We start from the raw sequence: 16,172 nt of genomic DNA, 5'->3' as shown, positions 1-16,172 counted from the left end.
AGACGGCAGCACGCCTGATGGCGAGGGAGCCCTGCAATGCGGGTGATGCTGGAGCTTCCGAACGATCCCGATCTCCGGGAGGCGTATCGCGCGGCGCTGTCCGGGCCGCCGGCGGGCATGTCCGGCCTCAGGCTCCGCCTGTCCCGCGCCATCGACCTCGGCGGCATGCCCTTCGCGATCGTCTCCCTCCCCTCTCTCACGCGGGGCTTCCGGCCGGGGGCACGCTACGCGGAAATCCTCGGCACGGCCCCGCGCAGCGCGGAGGAGCGGCTGCCCAGCCTCGTCTTCAGCCTGGAGGTGGAGGAGCCCGCCGCGCTGGAGCGGCTCGTGGCGGCGGCCCGGGCGGTGCCGGGCGCGCGGGCGGGGATCGACCTGCCGGTCGCCGCCTTCGATTCTTGGTGCCCCGGCCGGGACCGGCCGCCGCTCTTCCACGCGCGCGAGGCCGCGCTCGCGCTCATCCGCGCCCCGGCGCTGGTCGCCCACGCGCCGCCGCTGCGCGGGGAGGGCGTGAACGTCGTCATGGTGGATCTCGGACTGAGCGCGGATGCGGTCTCGGCCTTCGCGCCGGAAGCGAGCCTCGTCGGGGCCTGGACAGTGCCGCAAGGGGCGCAGCCGCAATGGAGCAGCGCGCCGGGGGATGCGCCCTTCGACGGGCACGGCGCGATGGTCTCGCGCAACCTCCTCTCCCTCGCGCCCGCGGTGAGGCTCTTCGACTTCCCGCTGCTGCCGGACCGCGTGGACGAGGTGGTGGGATGGACGAGCTGGGCGTACACGGCGCTGCAACGGGTGAGGCTCGACATCGAGGGCCTGCTCGCCCCGGTCTTCCCGGGGCCCTGGGTGCTGTGCAACGCCTGGGGCATCTACGACCGCCGGCAGGAGGGCGTGCGGCCCGACCATCCCGCCAACTACACCGGCAACCCCGCGCACCCGCTGAACGCGCTCGTCGCCGAGCTGGATTCTGTGGCGGGCCTCGACCAGGTCTTCGCCGCGGGGAACGGGGGCCAGTTCTGCCCTCACCCGCTCTGCGGTCCCGGGGATACGGGACCGGGCAACAGCATCCTCGGCGCCAACTCGCACGGGGCCGTGCTCACGGTCGGCGCCGTGCGCGCGGACGGGATGTGGATCGGCTACTCCTCCCAGGGGCCGGGGCAGCCCGGCTTCCGCGAGGCGGGCGCCCCCTTCTCCGCCAAGCCCGACCTCTGTGCACCCAGCCATTTCGCCGAGGCCGGGGATGCGGCCGCGCTGAGCACGGGCACCTCGGCGGCCTGCGGCCTGGTGGCGGGCGCGGTCGCGGCGCTGCGCGGCGCGGGCTCGCCCTGCGCCGCCCTCTCCCCCGCCGGCCTGCGCGAGCATCTGCGGGCGCGCGCGCGCCGGCCACCCGATGCGGCAGCCGGCTTCGACCTCCGCTACGGCCACGGGGTCCTCGACCTGGAGGCGGCACTGAAGGTCCCGTGACGCCTAGGGAGGTCCTCAGGCGTGCGGAAAAGCCACAATCACAAATCCGTTAGGTCACGATCCGGCCAGACCCTTGCGCGGCGGTTTGTGCGGTGCAACATGCGGGGCAGGTGAAGGGAGGAACAGGCAAAGGAGAATCCTTGCATGTTCGCATTCGCTGCCGGCCTCGTGGCCCTGATCGTCGTCAACGTCCTGGTCGGCCGTGCGGTCCACCGCGCGGGCCTCGACCGCCTCGCTGACGGCCAGATCGGCTTCTGAGGCGCTGACCCACCCCGCTCCGGCCCAATTCGCTCGGGCAGGGTGAGCCCGCACCGGGGCACGGGAGACATACTCCCGGCCCCGGACGTGCGGCCCAGCATTCCGGCCCGAGGGCCGGGAGGGATCAGGTTTCGAAGGCCTTCAGGAAGAGATCGCGCGCCCCGTTGGCGCCCGACTTCAGCGCCAGATGCGGCCCCTCCGGCCCCGCGGATGTCCAGGGAATACCGGGGTCGATCTCCGCGCCGATGCGGAGCTGCCGGATCCCGAGCCGCGAGACGACGGCGGCCGAGGTCTCGCTTCCCGCCACCACCATCCGCCCCACGCCCCGCTCCACCAGCCCCGCGGCGATCCCGGCGAGCGCCGCCTCCACCAGCGCGCCCGCGCGCTCCGGCCCGAGGCGTCGGCGCAGCTCCGCGACACGGTCGGGCATGGCCGAGGCGGCGATCAGCACCGGCCCTTCCTCCAGCAGCCCCTCCGCCCAGTCCAGCGCCGCCCTGGTGAGGGCCTCCGCATCCGGCACCTCCAGCGCGTCCAGCTCCAGCGTGTGCATGCGGTCCCGTGCGAAGCCGATCTGCCCGAGGGTGGAGCGGGAGAGGGAGCCCGCGAGCACGGCCGCACGCCCATGGGGGGCCGGTAGGGCCACCGCGTCGTCGCTCGGCGGCAGGAGCCCCGCCGCACGGAAGTTCGCGGGCAGGCCGAGGGCGATGCCCGGGCCGCCGATGACGAGCGCTTGGCCCGCCGCCGCCTCTCCGATCGCCAGAAGATGCGCGTCGGTAAAGGCGTCCACCACGGCGTAGCGCCGCCCGCCCTCCTTCAGCCCCGTCATGGCGCGGCGGATCGCCGAGGCCCCCTTCTCCACCACCGTGACCGGCACGAGCCCGACCGCGCCGTCCACCTGCGCGCCGAGCAGGCGGAGAAGGTTCGGGTCCCGCCCCGGCGCGCGGGGGCCGGGGCCCATCCCGCCCTCGCCCAGCAGCGACGCGCCGAGGAATACATGCCCCTGGTAGACCGTCCGCCCCGCCGCCGGGGTGGCCGGGCAGACCGGGGCGAAGCCGGCATCCAGCCGGCGCACCAGCGCGTCCGCCACGGGGCCGAGATGGCTCTCCGCGACGGGGTCGAAGGCGGAGGAATCGTCCAGCAGGATCTGGCGGCAGCCCGCGGCCAGCAGCGCCTCGCAGGCCGCCATGCTCCCCGCCACCGCCTCGCGCGCCGAGGCCGTGCGGGTGCCCAGCGAGACGACCAGCGCATCGGCCTCGGGCAGCGGGCCGCCAGGCGTGCCGATCAGCAGCACGGTCCTCAGGCCGCCCTTGGCGAGGGTGTTGGCGAGATCGGTCGCGCCGGTGAAGTCGTCGGCGATGCAGCCCAGCAGGGGCACGGGAGGGACCTCTCGGAGCAGGGGCGGGTGCGGCGCAGGGGCGCCGCGCCCCATCGCCGGTAAGCCCCTCATAGCACGCTCCTGCCCCACGGGTGAGGGCGGGGCCGCGGCGCCCCGCCAGAGGGCTGATGGAGGGCCGATAGCGGAAGGAATGGCGGCGGCAGGGAACCAATGCCGCGCAATGGGGTTTCCTCCGCGGCAGCCCGCCCCGGTCCGGGGCAACCGGAGGCCCTGCCCGGAGGATCTGCGATGAGTGACAGGCCAGAAACGATACCCCCCTCGACCGAACCCCTCACCGCCATGCGCGAGGACGCGCAGGCCGCCGCCAGCCGGATCCAGGCCGGTGCCGGGGAGGCGGCGGGCCAAGTCCGCGAGACCCTCGCCAGCGCCGCCGACGAGGCGAGCACGCGGACGGAGGAGCTGGTCGATGCGGCGCGCGAGCGGGCGGAAGGCCTTGCCGAGGAGGGCAAGGCCGCGGCGGCCGAGCGCGCCTCGGGCTTCGCCACCGCCATCCGCCACGCCGCCGACGACCTGGAGGGCAGCTCGCCCGAGATCGCCCGCCATGTGCGCGTGGCCGCGGATTCGGTCGAAGGCATCTCGTCCGCCCTGCGGGACCGCAGCGCGGGCCAGCTCGTGCAGGACGTGACCGACTTCGCCCGCCGCCAGCCCGCCGCCTTCTTCGGCGTCGCGGCCCTGGCGGGCTTCGCCCTCGCCCGCTTCGCCAGGAGCTCGTCCGAGGGCACCACGAGCGGGCATTCCAGCGGGATGTCTACTAGAACGTCCACTGGGATGTCCGGTGGGCACCCGATGGGCCACCCCGCGCCCGCCACCCCCGCCACCGCTCCCGGATGGTCTCCGTCCGGTGGCCATAGTGCGCGGCCGATGACGATGGCGGCCGCCAGCCTCGGCGGCGCCGCGGCCCATCGCCCGGGCGAAGCCACGCCCGGCAGCATGCCCGTCGGCGCGACGGGTGAGGTCACGGCCCGGCCGGCCGGCGCTGCGGCCATGCCCGCCACGGGCGGCGGCATCTCCTCCCCCATGCCGAACGAACGGTCGGAGACGCCGCTGTGAGCCATTCCAACGACCGGTCCATCCCCGACCTGCTCGGGGACCTCGTCGACCAGACATCCACGCTGGTCCGCAAGGAGGTCCAGCTCGCCCGCGCCGAGATCGGCGAGAAGGTGACGATCGCCGGCGCCGCCGCCGGGGCCATCGCGGTCGGCGCCTTCCTGCTGCTCGCCTCGCTGATCGTGCTGCTCCAGGCGGCCGTCGCGGCGCTGGTCGAGTATGCCGGCCTCTCCGCCACCGTCTCCGCGCTGATCGTGGCCGTGGCGGTGGCCCTTATCGGATACATCGTGCTGCGTGGCGGGCTGAGCCGCCTCAAGGCATCCAACCTCACACCCGACCGGACCGTCACGCAGCTCTCGCGTGACGCGGGCGTCGTCAAGGAGCAGGTGCGATGAGCGGGACGACCATGAACCCCGGCGACAAGTCCGCGCGGGAGATCGAGTCCGAGGTGGAGCGCACGCGCTCGAACGTGTCGGACACGCTGGACGCGCTGCGGGGCAAGCTCGCGCCGGGCCAGATGATGGACCAGGCGATCGACCAGATCGCCGACTACGCCCGCGGCTCTGGCGGGGCGGAGTTCGCCCGCAACCTCGGCAGCTCGGTCCGCGACAATCCGCTGCCCGTCGCGCTGATCGGCGCCGGCATCGCCTGGCTGCTGCTGTCGAACAACAAGTCGTCCGGCACGGCGGTCCGCAGCACCTATGACACCGGCCCCCGCCTCCTGCCCCCGCCGGAGACGGATGCCTATGTCGGCAGCGCGCAGACGGGTGCCTATGTCGGCAGCATGCCGGTTGGCCGCGCCCGCACGGGCGGCACGCGCGCCCGCGTCTCCGACATGGTCGACAACACGACGGCCCGCGCGGGCGAGGCGGCCGATGCGGTAGGGGACGCAGCCTCCCGCGCCGCCTCGGCCGTGGGCGGCGCCGCTTCCGGCGCGGCCTCGGCGATCAGCGATGCCGCCTCCGATGCGGCGACGGCGACGACCGATGTCTTCCACCGCACCGCCTCCGCGGCGAGCGACGCGGCCTCCCGCGCCGCCGCCGCCGGTTCCGACATCGTCGATGGCGTGGCCGATGCCGCGAACCGGGCGATGCACGGCATCGGTTCCCTCACCCATCGCGCGGCCGGCGCGGCAGGCGGCGGGATGGATGCGGCTTCCCGCCAGGCCTCCATGGCCGCGCGCGGGGTCGGACAGCTGAGCGAGGCGCAGCCCCTGCTCCTCGGCGCGCTCGGCCTCGCCCTCGGTGCCGCGATCGGCGCGATCCTCCCCCGGACCCGCGCCGAGGACCAGTTGATGGGCGAGGCGCGCGACAGCGTCGCCGGGCGTGTCGGCGAGGTGGCGCGCGAGACCTACGACAACGTCCGCACGGCGGCGGAGGACGGCATCGAGCAGGTGCAGGAGCAGCTCGCCACGAGCTATTCCGAGGCGAAGGAAGGGCTGGACAAGGGCGGCCTCTCCGCCGCCGGGGAGGTGCTCGGCAAGGTTGCCTCGGACGTCACGCACGTGGCCGGCGAGGCGCTGCGCGACGTGGCGGGCGAGGCGAAGCGCAATGTCGAGGAAGCGGGAGCCACGCCCGACGCCCCCCGCCAGGGCTAGGGGCACCATCATCCGGCCAGTCGCCCGCGAGGGCGGCCGGCTCCGTTCCGGGCCCGCTCGCCATAAGCGATGCGGGCCCGTGGCGTTTCAGGCGATCGAGGCCTTCGTGGCCGCCGACCGCATCCGCCGCCCCCGGGCCTGGCTGAACGGCGCCCCGCCACCGGGGCGTGCGCCCGAGGGCTGAGCCCGCTTCCGCCCTACCCCGCCGGCACGGACGCGTCCCGCTCCAGCCGCTCCAGCACCCCCCGGATCTCACCCGCCGGGCAGGGCCTGCTGAACAGGTAACCCTGCGCCTCCTGGCAGCCCTCGCGCCGGAGCGCGCGCAGTTGCTCCTCCGTCTCGACCCCCTCGGCGGTGGTCGTCATGTCGAGGCCCGCGCAGAGATCGGTGACGGCGCGCACGATCGCGTTGCTCTGCCGGGAAAGCTCCAACCCGCTCGTGAAGCTCCGGTCGATCTTCACCTTGTCGAAGGGGAAGCGCTGGAGATAGCTCAGCGAGGAGTAGCCCGTGCCGAAGTCGTCCATCGCGATGCGGACGCCGAGCGCCTTGAGCCGGTGCAGCGTGGCGAGCGTCGCCTCGGTGTCCTTGAGCATCACCGTCTCGGTGATCTCCAGCTCCAGCCGCGAGGGCTCGAGCCCGGAGAGCTCCAGCGCGGAGACCACCGCATCCACCAGGCCGCGGCTGGTGAACTGCGTGGGCGAGAGATTGACCGCGACCTTGGGCACGCCGGGCCAGGTCACTGCCTCTTTGCAGGCGCGGATGAGGACCCATTCCCCGAGCGGGACGATGAGGCCGATCTCCTCCGCCAGCGGGATGAAGCTGTCCGGCGATACCAGCCCGCGCTCGGGGTGGCGCCAGCGGATGAGCGCCTCCGCCCCCCGGACGCGCCGCGTCGCCACCTCCACGACCGGCTGGTAGTGCAGCTCGAACTCGCCGGCGGTGAGCGCGCGCCGGAGGTCCAGCTCCAGCACCCGCCGCAGCTGCATGCGCGCATCCATCTCCGCCTCGAAAAAGCGCCAGCGCCCCCGCCCCTCGCCCTTCGCGCGGTAGAGCGCCATGTCCGCGCCCTTCAGCAGCGCGTCGGCCTCCAGGCTGTCCATCGGCGCGACCGAGATGCCGATGCTGGTCCCGACCACGACATGGTTCCCGTCCAGGTCGAGGGGGGCGCCGACCACCTCCACCAGCCGGCGGGCCAGGATGGTTGCGTCGCCGGGCTGCCTGATGCCGGACTGGATGATGGCGAATTCGTCGCCGCCCAGCCGGGCGAGCGTGTCGGTCTCGCGCAGCTCGGCCGCCAGGCGCTCGGCGATGGCGCGGAGCAGCGCATCCCCGGCCGGATGTCCGAGGGTGTCGTTCACCTCCTTGAAGCGGTCGAGGTCGAGGCAGAGCACCGCGAAGGCCTCCCCTCGTCGCGCGCGGAGAAGAGCCTCGTCCAGCCGCTCGCGGAACAGCACGCGGTTGGGCAGGCCGGTCAGGGCGTCGTGCCGCGCGAGGTGCATGATCCGCGCCTCCGCCTGCCGCTGCTCCGTGACGTCGATGACGGCCCCGACCGAGCGGACCGGCCGCCCCCCGGCGTCGTACTCGTAGCGGGCCCGCACATCGATGTAGCGCAGCTCACCCGTCCGGGAGTGGAGCATCCGGTACTGCAGCGCGATCTCGGGCTGGCACCCCGCCTGGGCCTCCGCGATGCGGGCCACGAGCCCCTCGCGCTCCTCCGGCAGAACCGTCTCGAGCCAGGTGGCCAGGGCGATCGGCTCGTCGCCAGCGGGCAGCCCGAGCAGCGCGCGCGTCTCCGGGCCGCAGGTGAAAGCCTGCGAGCTGAAGTCACGGGTGAAGCTGCCGAAATGCCCGACCTCCATGCTCAGCCGCAACAGGGCCTCGTTGGCCCGCAGCCGCTCCTCCGCCTCCTCCCGCTCCGTCACATCGATGGCGACGCCGACCGAGCCGATGGGGCGCCCCGCCTCGTCGAACTCGTAGCGAGCCCGCATCTCGACACGGCGCAGGCTGCCATCCGTGAGGCGCTGGATCCGGTACTTGGCGGCGACCTCCTGCGCGCCCTGCTCGATCGCCTCGGCGATGGTAGCGGCCAGCCGCTCCCTGTCCTCGGGAAAGACTCCAGCCATCCAGATCTCGGCCGGAATCGGTTCCTCGCCCGCGGGCAGGCCGAACATCTCGCGCGTCTCCGCCCCGCACTGGAGCGCCCCCGTCGCGATGTCGCGGCTGAAGCTGCCGATGCGCCCGACCTTCTGGCCGACCCGGAGCAGCGCCTCGCTCGCCCGCAGCCGCTCGGCGGCCGAGCGGCTCTCCGTAATGTCCTGGACGACGGCGACGCAGCGCGTCGGCCGCCCCTCGGCATCGCGCGCCGAGACGGTCATGCTCAGCCGCACCCAGAGGACGGAGCCGTCGGGCCGCAGGTACCGCTTCTCGGCATCGCGCGCCCCGCCCGCATCCCGGATGGCGTACCAGCGCGCGAGATCGGCTTCGAGATCGTCGGGATGGACCACGTCGGCCACGCCGAGGCCGCCGAGCAGCTCCGCCTCGGCGCGCCCGGTCATCTCGCAGAAGCGCGGGTTCACGCGGACGAAGCGCGATATGGAAGCGTCGATCTCGGCCACCCCCACCGTGCCCGTCTCGAAGACGGCCTGCAGCGCCCCCTCGCGCTCGGCGATGGCCTGGGCCGCGGCCTCCCTCTCCCGCGCGATGGAGAGATCGGCCTCCGCAGCGGCCTTCGCCGCGGCCATGCGGCGCAGCGCGGCGCGTGCGCGCACCTGGCGGTTGGTCAGGAGCAGGCCAGCGAGGATGAGAACCTCCAGCAGCACCGCCGCGCCGCCCAGATGCCTCGCCTCGCGCCGCCAGTCCGCGAGCACCTCGTCGGAGGAGCGCGTCGCGACGACCACGAGCGGATAGGCGTCGAGCGCCTTCACCCCGAGGATCCGCTGCACCCCGTCCAGCGTGCTGACGCTGCGGAAGCTGCCGAAGCTCGTCACGGGCAGCACCTTCGTGAAGGTCTCGCTCTTGGCGAGCGACTTGCCGACCCGGTCCTCAAGCCAGGGATGCCTGGCGAGGAGGACGGCATCGCGGCGGGTCAGCGCGATGGAGCTGCTGGCACCCAGCGCCAATCCGCTGAAGAACCTCTCGAAGCGCCGAAGGTCGATCGCGGCGCCGGCGATCCCGAGGAACTCCCCCTCGGCGTTGCGTAGCCGGTGCGCGACGAAGACCGACCACCTCCCATCGACCTGGTTCCGCACGGGAGAGCTGAGATAGGTGTCGCCGCCCTCCGGGCTCCGCAGTGCCTCGAAGTAGTCGCGCCCCAGGACGCTGATCCCCGGCGCCGGGAAGAGGGCGGAGTTCACGACAAGTGCGCCGTCGCGATCGGCCAGGAAGAGGCGCTCCACCCTCGGCGCCGCGGCCAGGCGCGCGCGCAGCATCTCATGCGCGCCAAGGGTCGCGAATCGTTCCCGGAAGTTCTCCGGCGTGATTCCCTCCTCGGCGCGCACCCACTCGGCGATGCCGCCCTCGAGCTGCTCGACCGACCGGAATCCGTCCTCGACCCAATCGGCGAGGACGAGGGAGATGTTCCGCACCTCGCGCTCCGCATCGCGGAGCGCCGCCTCCCGCCCGGAGGCAAGATAGCCAGCCGTCCCGATGGCGATGGCCAAGCCGACCAGAAGGGCCGCCACGGTGCGCCACCTGCCGGTCCGCCGGTCCTCACGCTCGTCCGCGGATGCATCGCCCAGCCAGAAGCGGCGCAGGCGAGCGAGCCAGCTGCGGCCGGCGAGGGCAGGACTGAGCATCGGCGGGCTCCCGGCCCCTCTCCGCACCCACCGGCCGGGGGCGGAGGCCAGCGAGGTGGCGCAGGGACCTCTCCTCCGTGCCGGGCTCTCTATATCGTCAGATGCGTGAATCTTTCCTTGAGGACCGGGGCCGGACAGGCGACCGCCGGGATGCCGGGCGTCTCCTCAGCCACGCGGCCGGCCGGGAGGCGCAGAGGCCGGCCGTCCTTGTTCCAGGACAAGGACGAATCCGAGCGCCCGGCTCAGGCTTCGCCCCGAGCGCCACAGGGAGCCGCAGGGAGTCCCGGCGCGAACGGAGAGCGAGATGCGGAATTCGACACGGGCGATCGCCGGGCTGCTGATGGCGGGCGCCATGCTGGGCGGCCCGGCCCTGGCGGCGGAGCACGAGGTGCGGATGCTGGACCGCGGCGAGGCGGGGATGATGGTCTTCGAGCCCTCCCTCCTCCGCATCGCGCCCGGCGACAGCCTGCGCTTCCGCGCGAGCAACCCCGGCCACAACGCGGAGTCGATCCCCGCCATGGCTCCCGAGGGCGCGCCCCTTTTCAAGGGCCGCATGAACGAGGAGATCACCGTCACCTTCGACCGGCCGGGCATCTACGGCATCCAGTGCAAGCCGCATTACGGGATGGGCATGGTCGGCCTCGTCGTGGTGGGCGAGGGCGAGGCGGCGAGGGCGAATCTCGAGCAGGCCCGCGCCGCTTCCCATCCCACCCGCGCGCGCGAGCGCTTCCAGAGGATGTTCCAGGGGCTGGGGGACTGATCCTCCCGCCCGGCGAAGCCCTCAGGGCTTCGTCCGGTGGCGGCGGGTCTCGGGATCGGTCAGGTCCTCGATCCAGGTCAGCGCGGCCACCGCGCGCGGGAAGCCGAGCGTCGGGATCGCCATGAGGGCGACCTGCTTCAGTGCCTCCTTCGGCACCCCCTCGGCCAGTGCTCGGCGGCACTGGGAGTGCACGCCGCCCTCCAGCCCCGCACCGATCGCGAGGGCCAGCTTCACGAGGCGCTGCGCCTGCCGGTCGATCGGGCCGGCGGCGGCGCAGGCCTCGCCGAGGGCCGCATAGGCCCGGTACAGGTCCGGATGGGCCCTCGCCACGGCACCCGCCGCGGCCGGAAGTTCCCGTTCGTCAGACATCCGCCCCTCCGCTCCCGGCATACCGACCGAACGCGGCACCGCCGGGGCGGTTTGCCCCGCCGGTCAGCCCGGCTTCCCGTCCGGCCGCGTCCGCAGCAGCATCGGCGCGTAGACGGCGAGGAACAGCCCGAAGGAGGCGGCCCAGAGGGCGCCCGCCAGGGCATAGGCGCCCATCCCCGGCCAGAGTGCGGGGCCGAAGCCCCGGGCGAGGGCCGCGCCGAGCAGCAGGAGATAGGCCAGCACCACGGGCGGCGCCGCGACGAGCGCCCGCCCGGTATGGCCGAGCGTCGCCCGCGTCATCACCGCCAGGATCATCAGCGCGATCGCGCCGATGGATTGCAGGTGCATCCATCCGGCCGCCCAGTCGGGACCGGCGAGAAGGGAGGCGGCCTTCACCGCGAGCGAGACGGGCAGGACGAGATAGGCGAGGTGCAGCACCCAGAGGATCGGCTGCCCGAGCGTCCTCAGCCCGTGCCAGCGGGACAGGCGCAGCAGGGTGAACAGCGCCGCCGCTCCCGCCGCCACCCCGGCCGCCGCGCTCCCGGGAAGGGCCTGATCCGCCACCACGACGGCCAGGAGGGAGAGCACCGCCGCCCGGTCCACCCCGGGGATGGGGCGCAGCTCCGCCTCCTCCCCCGCCTTGCGGAGCGCGTTCATCGTGAAGGAGGGCACGATCCGCCCGCCGATCAGCCCCACCAGCACCAGCGCGACATCGAGGCAGAGGGCCTGCCCCCGGGAGAAGGCGCCGGGCAGCCAGCCCGCCGCGTCGCCCAGCATCATGAGGTCCCCGGCCCAGAAGGCCAGGACCAGCGCGGGCGGGCCGAGGAGCCGCGCCTTGCGCGCCGCGGCCACGGCGGGAAGTACGGTGGCCAGCAGCGCCGGGAGGGGAATCAGCGCCACCGCCGCCGCGACCCCGACGGGCAGGGGCGAGCCGGGCAGGAGAGCGAGCCGCGCCGCCACGAAGAGCGCCGCGAGGAGCGCGAGCGGCGGGCCCGAATAGCCGGGGCGCCCCGTCCAGTTCGGCACCGCCGTCAGCAGGAAGCCCCCGAGCGCCGCGCCGATGAAGCCCGCCAGCATCTCATGCGCGTGCCAGCGCGGCAGGGGCAGCGGCCCGTCCGGCAGGGCCGCGCCGTGCAGGGCCGCGATCCAGCCGGGGATGGCGAGGAGCGCCCAGACCCCGGCGATGAGGAAGAAGGGCCGGAAGCCCTGGCCGAAGGGCGCCCAGCCCCGGGGCACCGCCGGCCCGGCCATCCCCGCGGCCCCGGCGCTCACGCCGCGCGCTCCAGCGGGCCGGCGGCCCCGATCGCGGGCAGCAGCGGGGCGTCGGGGTCGAGCTGGCGGAAGGGCCCGCGCGGCCCGGCGGCCGCCTGCAGCACGCCCCAGCCGAAGTGGAAGTACCAGCCGTGCAGCGAGAGCCGCCCGGCGGCGACGCGGTCCGCCACGAAGGGATAGGCCGCGAGGTGGCGCAGGCTGGCCAGCAGCGCGGCCTGCTCCGCCTGCCGCGCGATCAGGGCGCGGTCCGCATCGGTGACGAGCCCGTCCATCTCCTCGCGCACCTCGCGCGCGACCTCCACCCAGTCGGAGACGTAGTCGAAGCGCCGGGCGCCGTGGTCGTGCTCCAGCAGGCAGCGCACGCCCGCGCAGAAGGAGTGGCCGAGGACGACGATGTGCCGCACGCCCAGCGCCTTCACGCCGAACTCGATGGCCGAGGCGGTGCCGTGCGGCTGGCCGTCATCCGTGGGCGGCGGCACCAGCGCCGCCACGTTCCGCACCACGAAGAGGTCGCCGGGCCGGGCGCCGCAGATGATGGCGGGATCGGTGCGGCTGTCCGAGCAGGCGATCACCATCACCTCCGGGTGCTGCCCCTCCAGCAGGCGGCTGAAGAGGTCCTCGTCCACCTCGAAATGCTGGTGGCGGAAGCGGCCGAAGCCCTGCACCAGCCGGTGCAGCGCCGTCCCCTCGGGGGGCTCGTCGGCCCGCGTGGGGGAGCGCGGCAGGCCCGTGGCGGCGAGCCGAGGCCCCGTGCCGGCGGGGCGGGGCGCGCACCCGCAGAGGTTGCGCTTCCAGGAATGGATCTGCGGCATGACGCGCGCCTCCTAGGCCAGCACGCCCGGGGCAGGGGCGGAGAGGCCCATCCCCGGGGCAAAGGGCTCGGCCGCGTGGGCGAGCACGAAATCCGCCAGGCCCGCCCGGTCGGCGAGGGGCAGGAAGGGCACGGGCGCCGCCACTGGCCTGTCGCCCGTCACGGCGAGGACGGAGGGGTCGTCGAGCGCGAGCAGGCGCCGGTCGCCCCCGGCCCTCACCGCCTCCAGCTTCGGATAGGGGGAGAGGCGGAAGCCCTCCAGCAGCACGATGTCCACCGGGGAGAGACGCGCGAGCAGCGCCTCCACCTCCGGCTCGTCCTCCATCCGTCGCAGCTCCCGCATCAGGACGTGGCGCGTGCCGCTGGCGAGGATGATCTCCTCCGCCCCCGCCTCACGCGCGGCCCAGCTCCCGGTGCCCGGCCTGTCGAGGTCCAGGTCGTCCGGCACGTGCTTGATCGTGGAGGCGCGCAGCCCGCGGCGCGTCAGCTCCGCCACCAGTCCCGGCACGATGCCCGCCTTGGCGGCGCAGCTGCCGACGATACCGAACACTCTCATGGGGATGTCCCTGCTGCCTTGGCCCAGGCCGCCGAGAAGGGCCGGGGAAGTTCGCCGCGATGGAAGGCCAGGCCGTGCTCCAGGCTCCTGGCGATCCGATGGGCGCGTTCGAGGAGATGATCCGCCCCCGCCGGGGTGCAGACCTCGCGCGCCGTCCTCTCGAAGAGGGCGAGCCAGCGCGCGAAATGCGCCGCGCGAAGGTCGAGCCGCGCGTGCGCCGCCATGGGCTGGCCGTGGTAGCGCCCGGTCATCAGCGCCACCGAGGACCAGAAGGCGCAGAGCCGGGCGATGTGAACCTCCCAGTCCTCCACACCGGCGAAGAGAGGGGCGAGGACCGCGTCCTCGCGCGCGGCGTCGTAGAAAGCGCGCACGAGGCGCTCGATCACCGCCTCGTCCAGCCCGGTCGCCTCCTGCGCGGCGCGGGTCGCCCCCAGCCGCCGCGTCGCGGCCTCCTGCGCCTCGTCAGCCATGGGCCGCCTCCCCGGGGAACGCGGAGGGAAAGGGCAGGATCTCCAGCTCGTCGCCCGGCCGGATCTCGTCCCGCCCGGCCGGCAGGAAGGCCAGGCCCTGGGCGAGAAGGAGCGGCGCCAGCCGCCCGGCGCCGTCCGGCCCCGCCCGCTCCGCCCGGAGGCAGGCGCCGCGCCGGTGGAGGGAGACGGGGATGAACTCCGCCCGCCCCGGCTTCCGGGCCATGGCGAAGCCGGCCAGGGCGGCGAGCCCCGCCGGCTCGGCCGCGCCCGTCATCCGGGCGAGCAGGGGGCGGAGGAAGGCCAGCGCCCCCGCGAGCGCCGCCTGCGGGTTGCCGGGCAGGCCGAGGAAGACCGCGTCGCCGATCCGCCCGGCGCCCAGCGGCTTGCCCGGCTTCATCGCGACCTTCAGCACCGACAGCTCGCCGCCGAGGGAGAGGAGCGCGTCGCGCACATGGTCCTCCTCGCCCACGGAGATGCCCGCGGTGGTGAGGACGAGATCGGCGCCGGCGGCGGCATCGCGAAGAGCCTCGCGCATCGCGGCGGGCTCGTCGGCGACGGGCGGCCGGATGTGCACCTCCGCGCCCCAGGCGCGCAGCAGGGCGCGCAGCATCGGCCCGTTGGAATCGTGGATCTGGCCGGTCGCCAGCTCATCGCCAGGGGCGCGCAGCTCGCGCCCGCTCGACAGCAAGGCCACCCGGGGGCGGCGGCGCACCTCGACGGATCCGATGCCCTGGGCGGCGAGGACGGCCAGGTGCCGCCAGTCCAGCAGCGTGCCCTCGCGCAGGAGGGTGTCGCCCGCCGCGATGTCCTCGCCCCGGCGGCGGAGATGGGCGCCCGGCGCGGGCGGCGCCCCGATGCGGACGGTGTCCTCCCGGCGCAGCACCTCCTCCTGCGCGATCACGGCATCGGCGCCCTCGGGCACCGGCGCGCCGGTGAGGATGCGATGGGCCGTGCCCGGGCGGAGGAAGACCGGCTCCTCGCCCGCGGCCGTGCGGCCGGCAACCGGCAGCCAGGCGCCCGGCAGCAGACCGGCGGTGCGGACGGCATAGCCGTCCATGGCCGACTGGTCGAAGCCCGGCAGGGACAGCCGCGCCCGCACGGGGGCGGCGGCGATGCGGCCGGCGCCCTCCTCCAGCGGCACCGTCTCCGGCGCCATCGGCAGCCCCGGCGCGAGGGCCAGCACTCGCGCCCTCGCCTCCCCGAACGCCATGCCGCCCGCGCAGCATGCGAGGTTCGGGCTGATCGCGTTCATGACGCCCGGCGGGTGAGGCGCACCCGCACCGGATCGGGGAAGGCGCGCGCCAGCACGCGCTCGACCGCCGCCGCGGCGGGCTGGGGGGAGCCCGCCATGGCGCCGACGAGGTCGAGCCAGACCTCCTCGTCGCCGTGGTCCACGAGGTGGCGGACCTTGGAGGCGACCAGCGCGCCGACCGGCACGCCGTCCTTCGCCGCCGCCTCCTCGACGCGCTCCCGCATCCCGGGCTGGCCGACGAAGAGGAGGATCTCCTCCGCGCGCATGGGGTCGGTCAGCCCGCCCAGGATCTCGCCCAGCATCCTCGCCTCCCCTACTGCACCAGCGGCGTCGCGGCGCCCGGCATGTCGAAGCCCTCGATCCTTGCCTGCCCCGCGAGCAGCGCGACGTACTGGGCAACGGCGCGGCGCCAGGAGCTCTCCTCCAGGAAGCGCGCGATCCGTTCACGCACCGCCTCGAAGGGCAGGAGCCCGCCCTCGACCTTCCGCTCCAGCCGCAGCACGTGCACGCCGTAGCGGGTGAGCACGGGCTCGGCGCAGGTCTCGCCCGCCCGGAGCGACAGCATCGCCGCCTCGAATTCGGGCGTGGTGTCGCCGCGCGCCACCTGGCCGAGCCGTCCGCCCTCCGCCGCGGAGGGGCAGTCGGACAGGGCGCGGGCCATCGCCTCGAAGCGGCCGGGCTCCGCCGTCACCTCCGCCAGCACGGCGCGCGCGCGCTCCAGCGCCACGGAGAAGGCCGCCTCGTCGTCCCGTGCGGCCTGGAAGAGGATGTGCACGGGCTCGAACAGGTCGGGGCTGCGGAAGCGCGCGGGGTTGGCGAGGTAGTAGCGGCGGCAGGTCTCCTCGTCCGCGCGCGGCGTCCTCACCTCCGCTTCGAGGAGAGCGCGGATGAGCGCCTCCTCCTCCGTCTCGCGCAGGCCGTCGAGGGATTGCGGCTCCGCAACCAGCCCGAGGAGCCGCGCGCGCTGGGTGAGCAGCTCCCGCACCACCAGGGCGCGCGTCGCCTCCTCCCAGCCCTGCCGGGCATTCGCCCCGGCATGGTTCTGCACCTCCCGCGCGATGGCGGCGTTGGCGATGACCACGTCGTTGACGGCGATGACCGGCGCCGTCGAGTTCCGGAGAGTGACGAGGCGCAT

Annotated in this window: 15 protein-coding genes; 5 read left to right on the top strand and 10 right to left on the bottom strand. The window is 74.5% G+C overall.

Going from position 1 to position 16,172, the window contains the following annotated elements:
• Positions 1-36: 36 nt before the first annotated feature.
• The gene (locus FHS87_RS16570; protein WP_184520502.1) at positions 37-1,455 is read left to right on the top strand and encodes a S8 family serine peptidase; all 1,419 of its coding nucleotides are present in this window, start codon (positions 37-39) and stop codon (positions 1,453-1,455) included.
• 382 nt (positions 1,456-1,837) lie between these two features.
• Here FHS87_RS16570 and otnK read toward each other — a convergent pair whose 3' ends face one another.
• Positions 1,838-3,160, bottom strand: a complete 1,323-nt coding sequence (otnK, locus tag FHS87_RS16565) for a 3-oxo-tetronate kinase (RefSeq protein WP_246418475.1) — start codon at positions 3,158-3,160, stop codon at positions 1,838-1,840.
• 177 nt (positions 3,161-3,337) lie between these two features.
• Here otnK and FHS87_RS16560 point away from each other — a divergent pair, with 177 nt between their 5' ends.
• The 3 genes from FHS87_RS16560 to FHS87_RS16550 are packed head-to-tail and all read left to right on the top strand — an operon-like array spanning position 3,338 to position 5,753.
• The gene (locus FHS87_RS16560) at positions 3,338-4,159 is read left to right on the top strand and encodes a hypothetical protein (protein ID WP_184520501.1); all 822 of its coding nucleotides are present in this window, start codon (positions 3,338-3,340) and stop codon (positions 4,157-4,159) included.
• Complete coding sequence (locus tag FHS87_RS16555; protein ID WP_184520500.1) at positions 4,156-4,551, top strand: phage holin family protein; 396 nt, start codon at positions 4,156-4,158, stop codon at positions 4,549-4,551. Before FHS87_RS16560 ends, FHS87_RS16555 begins: the two co-directional genes overlap by 4 nt.
• A complete protein-coding gene (locus FHS87_RS16550; protein ID WP_184520499.1) occupies positions 4,548-5,753 on the top strand; it encodes a DUF3618 domain-containing protein in 1,206 nt (401 codons plus the stop codon). The genes FHS87_RS16555 and FHS87_RS16550 overlap by 4 nt, the downstream gene beginning before the upstream one ends.
• Before the next feature lie 197 nt (positions 5,754-5,950).
• Here the strand turns inward: FHS87_RS16550 and FHS87_RS16545 are convergent, their stop codons facing one another.
• Positions 5,951-9,547: a bifunctional diguanylate cyclase/phosphodiesterase gene (locus FHS87_RS16545; RefSeq protein WP_184520498.1), complete on the bottom strand. Its 3,597-nt coding sequence runs from the start codon at positions 9,545-9,547 to the stop codon at positions 5,951-5,953.
• A 304-nt stretch (positions 9,548-9,851) separates the two neighbouring features.
• On the opposite strand from FHS87_RS16545, the gene FHS87_RS16540 reads away from it, so the two are divergent.
• The gene (locus tag FHS87_RS16540; RefSeq protein ID WP_184520497.1) at positions 9,852-10,307 is read left to right on the top strand and encodes a pseudoazurin; all 456 of its coding nucleotides are present in this window, start codon (positions 9,852-9,854) and stop codon (positions 10,305-10,307) included.
• 21 nt (positions 10,308-10,328) lie between these two features.
• Here the strand turns inward: FHS87_RS16540 and FHS87_RS16535 are convergent, their stop codons facing one another.
• From FHS87_RS16535 to FHS87_RS16500, 8 genes are all read right to left on the bottom strand, one after another.
• The gene (locus tag FHS87_RS16535; RefSeq protein ID WP_221300007.1) at positions 10,329-10,676 is read right to left on the bottom strand and encodes a carboxymuconolactone decarboxylase family protein; all 348 of its coding nucleotides are present in this window, start codon (positions 10,674-10,676) and stop codon (positions 10,329-10,331) included.
• A 63-nt stretch (positions 10,677-10,739) separates the two neighbouring features.
• The gene (locus FHS87_RS16530; protein ID WP_184520496.1) at positions 10,740-11,948 is read right to left on the bottom strand and encodes an NnrS family protein; all 1,209 of its coding nucleotides are present in this window, start codon (positions 11,946-11,948) and stop codon (positions 10,740-10,742) included.
• The gene (locus FHS87_RS16525; protein ID WP_184520495.1) at positions 11,945-12,760 is read right to left on the bottom strand and encodes a carbonic anhydrase; all 816 of its coding nucleotides are present in this window, start codon (positions 12,758-12,760) and stop codon (positions 11,945-11,947) included. Before FHS87_RS16525 ends, FHS87_RS16530 begins: the two co-directional genes overlap by 4 nt.
• Positions 12,761-12,772: 12 nt before the next feature.
• Entirely contained in the window at positions 12,773-13,315 is a 543-nt protein-coding gene (mobB, locus tag FHS87_RS16520; protein ID WP_184520494.1) for a molybdopterin-guanine dinucleotide biosynthesis protein B, read from the bottom strand.
• The gene (locus tag FHS87_RS16515; protein ID WP_246418474.1) at positions 13,312-13,785 is read right to left on the bottom strand and encodes a group III truncated hemoglobin; all 474 of its coding nucleotides are present in this window, start codon (positions 13,783-13,785) and stop codon (positions 13,312-13,314) included. Before FHS87_RS16515 ends, mobB begins: the two co-directional genes overlap by 4 nt.
• Positions 13,778-15,037: a molybdopterin molybdotransferase MoeA gene (locus FHS87_RS16510; protein ID WP_184520493.1), complete on the bottom strand. Its 1,260-nt coding sequence runs from the start codon at positions 15,035-15,037 to the stop codon at positions 13,778-13,780. Before FHS87_RS16510 ends, FHS87_RS16515 begins: the two co-directional genes overlap by 8 nt.
• Positions 15,034-15,339, bottom strand: coding sequence for a hypothetical protein (locus tag FHS87_RS16505; protein WP_184520492.1), 306 nt, complete (start codon positions 15,337-15,339; stop codon positions 15,034-15,036). The genes FHS87_RS16510 and FHS87_RS16505 overlap by 4 nt, the downstream gene beginning before the upstream one ends.
• 11 nt (positions 15,340-15,350) lie before the next feature.
• The gene (locus FHS87_RS16500; RefSeq protein WP_184520491.1) at positions 15,351-16,172 is read right to left on the bottom strand and encodes a peptidylprolyl isomerase; all 822 of its coding nucleotides are present in this window, start codon (positions 16,170-16,172) and stop codon (positions 15,351-15,353) included.

The organism is Muricoccus pecuniae, from assembly GCF_014199205.1.
GTDB lineage: Bacteria > Pseudomonadota > Alphaproteobacteria > Acetobacterales > Acetobacteraceae > Roseomonas > Roseomonas pecuniae.
Note: the sequence above shows the minus strand (reverse complement) of the source record. Positions and strands in the feature narration are given on the sequence as shown.

Coding starts and splice junctions, on each gene's coding strand:
- FHS87_RS16540 (WP_184520497.1), top strand. CDS start 9,852: ATGCGGAATTCGACACGGGCGATCGCCGGGCTGCTGATGGCGGGCGCC.
- FHS87_RS16525 (WP_184520495.1), bottom strand. CDS start 12,760: ATGCCGCAGATCCATTCCTGGAAGCGCAACCTCTGCGGGTGCGCGCCC.
- otnK (WP_246418475.1), bottom strand. CDS start 3,160: ATGAGGGGCTTACCGGCGATGGGGCGCGGCGCCCCTGCGCCGCACCCG.
- mobB (WP_184520494.1), bottom strand. CDS start 13,315: ATGAGAGTGTTCGGTATCGTCGGCAGCTGCGCCGCCAAGGCGGGCATC.
- FHS87_RS16570 (WP_184520502.1), top strand. CDS start 37: ATGCGGGTGATGCTGGAGCTTCCGAACGATCCCGATCTCCGGGAGGCG.
- FHS87_RS16515 (WP_246418474.1), bottom strand. CDS start 13,785: ATGGCTGACGAGGCGCAGGAGGCCGCGACGCGGCGGCTGGGGGCGACC.
- FHS87_RS16535 (WP_221300007.1), bottom strand. CDS start 10,676: ATGTCTGACGAACGGGAACTTCCGGCCGCGGCGGGTGCCGTGGCGAGG.
- FHS87_RS16510 (WP_184520493.1), bottom strand. CDS start 15,037: ATGAACGCGATCAGCCCGAACCTCGCATGCTGCGCGGGCGGCATGGCG.
- FHS87_RS16505 (WP_184520492.1), bottom strand. CDS start 15,339: ATGCTGGGCGAGATCCTGGGCGGGCTGACCGACCCCATGCGCGCGGAG.
- FHS87_RS16500 (WP_184520491.1), bottom strand. CDS start 16,172: ATGCGCCTCGTCACTCTCCGGAACTCGACGGCGCCGGTCATCGCCGTC.
- FHS87_RS16550 (WP_184520499.1), top strand. CDS start 4,548: ATGAGCGGGACGACCATGAACCCCGGCGACAAGTCCGCGCGGGAGATC.
- FHS87_RS16560 (WP_184520501.1), top strand. CDS start 3,338: ATGAGTGACAGGCCAGAAACGATACCCCCCTCGACCGAACCCCTCACC.
- FHS87_RS16545 (WP_184520498.1), bottom strand. CDS start 9,547: ATGCTCAGTCCTGCCCTCGCCGGCCGCAGCTGGCTCGCTCGCCTGCGC.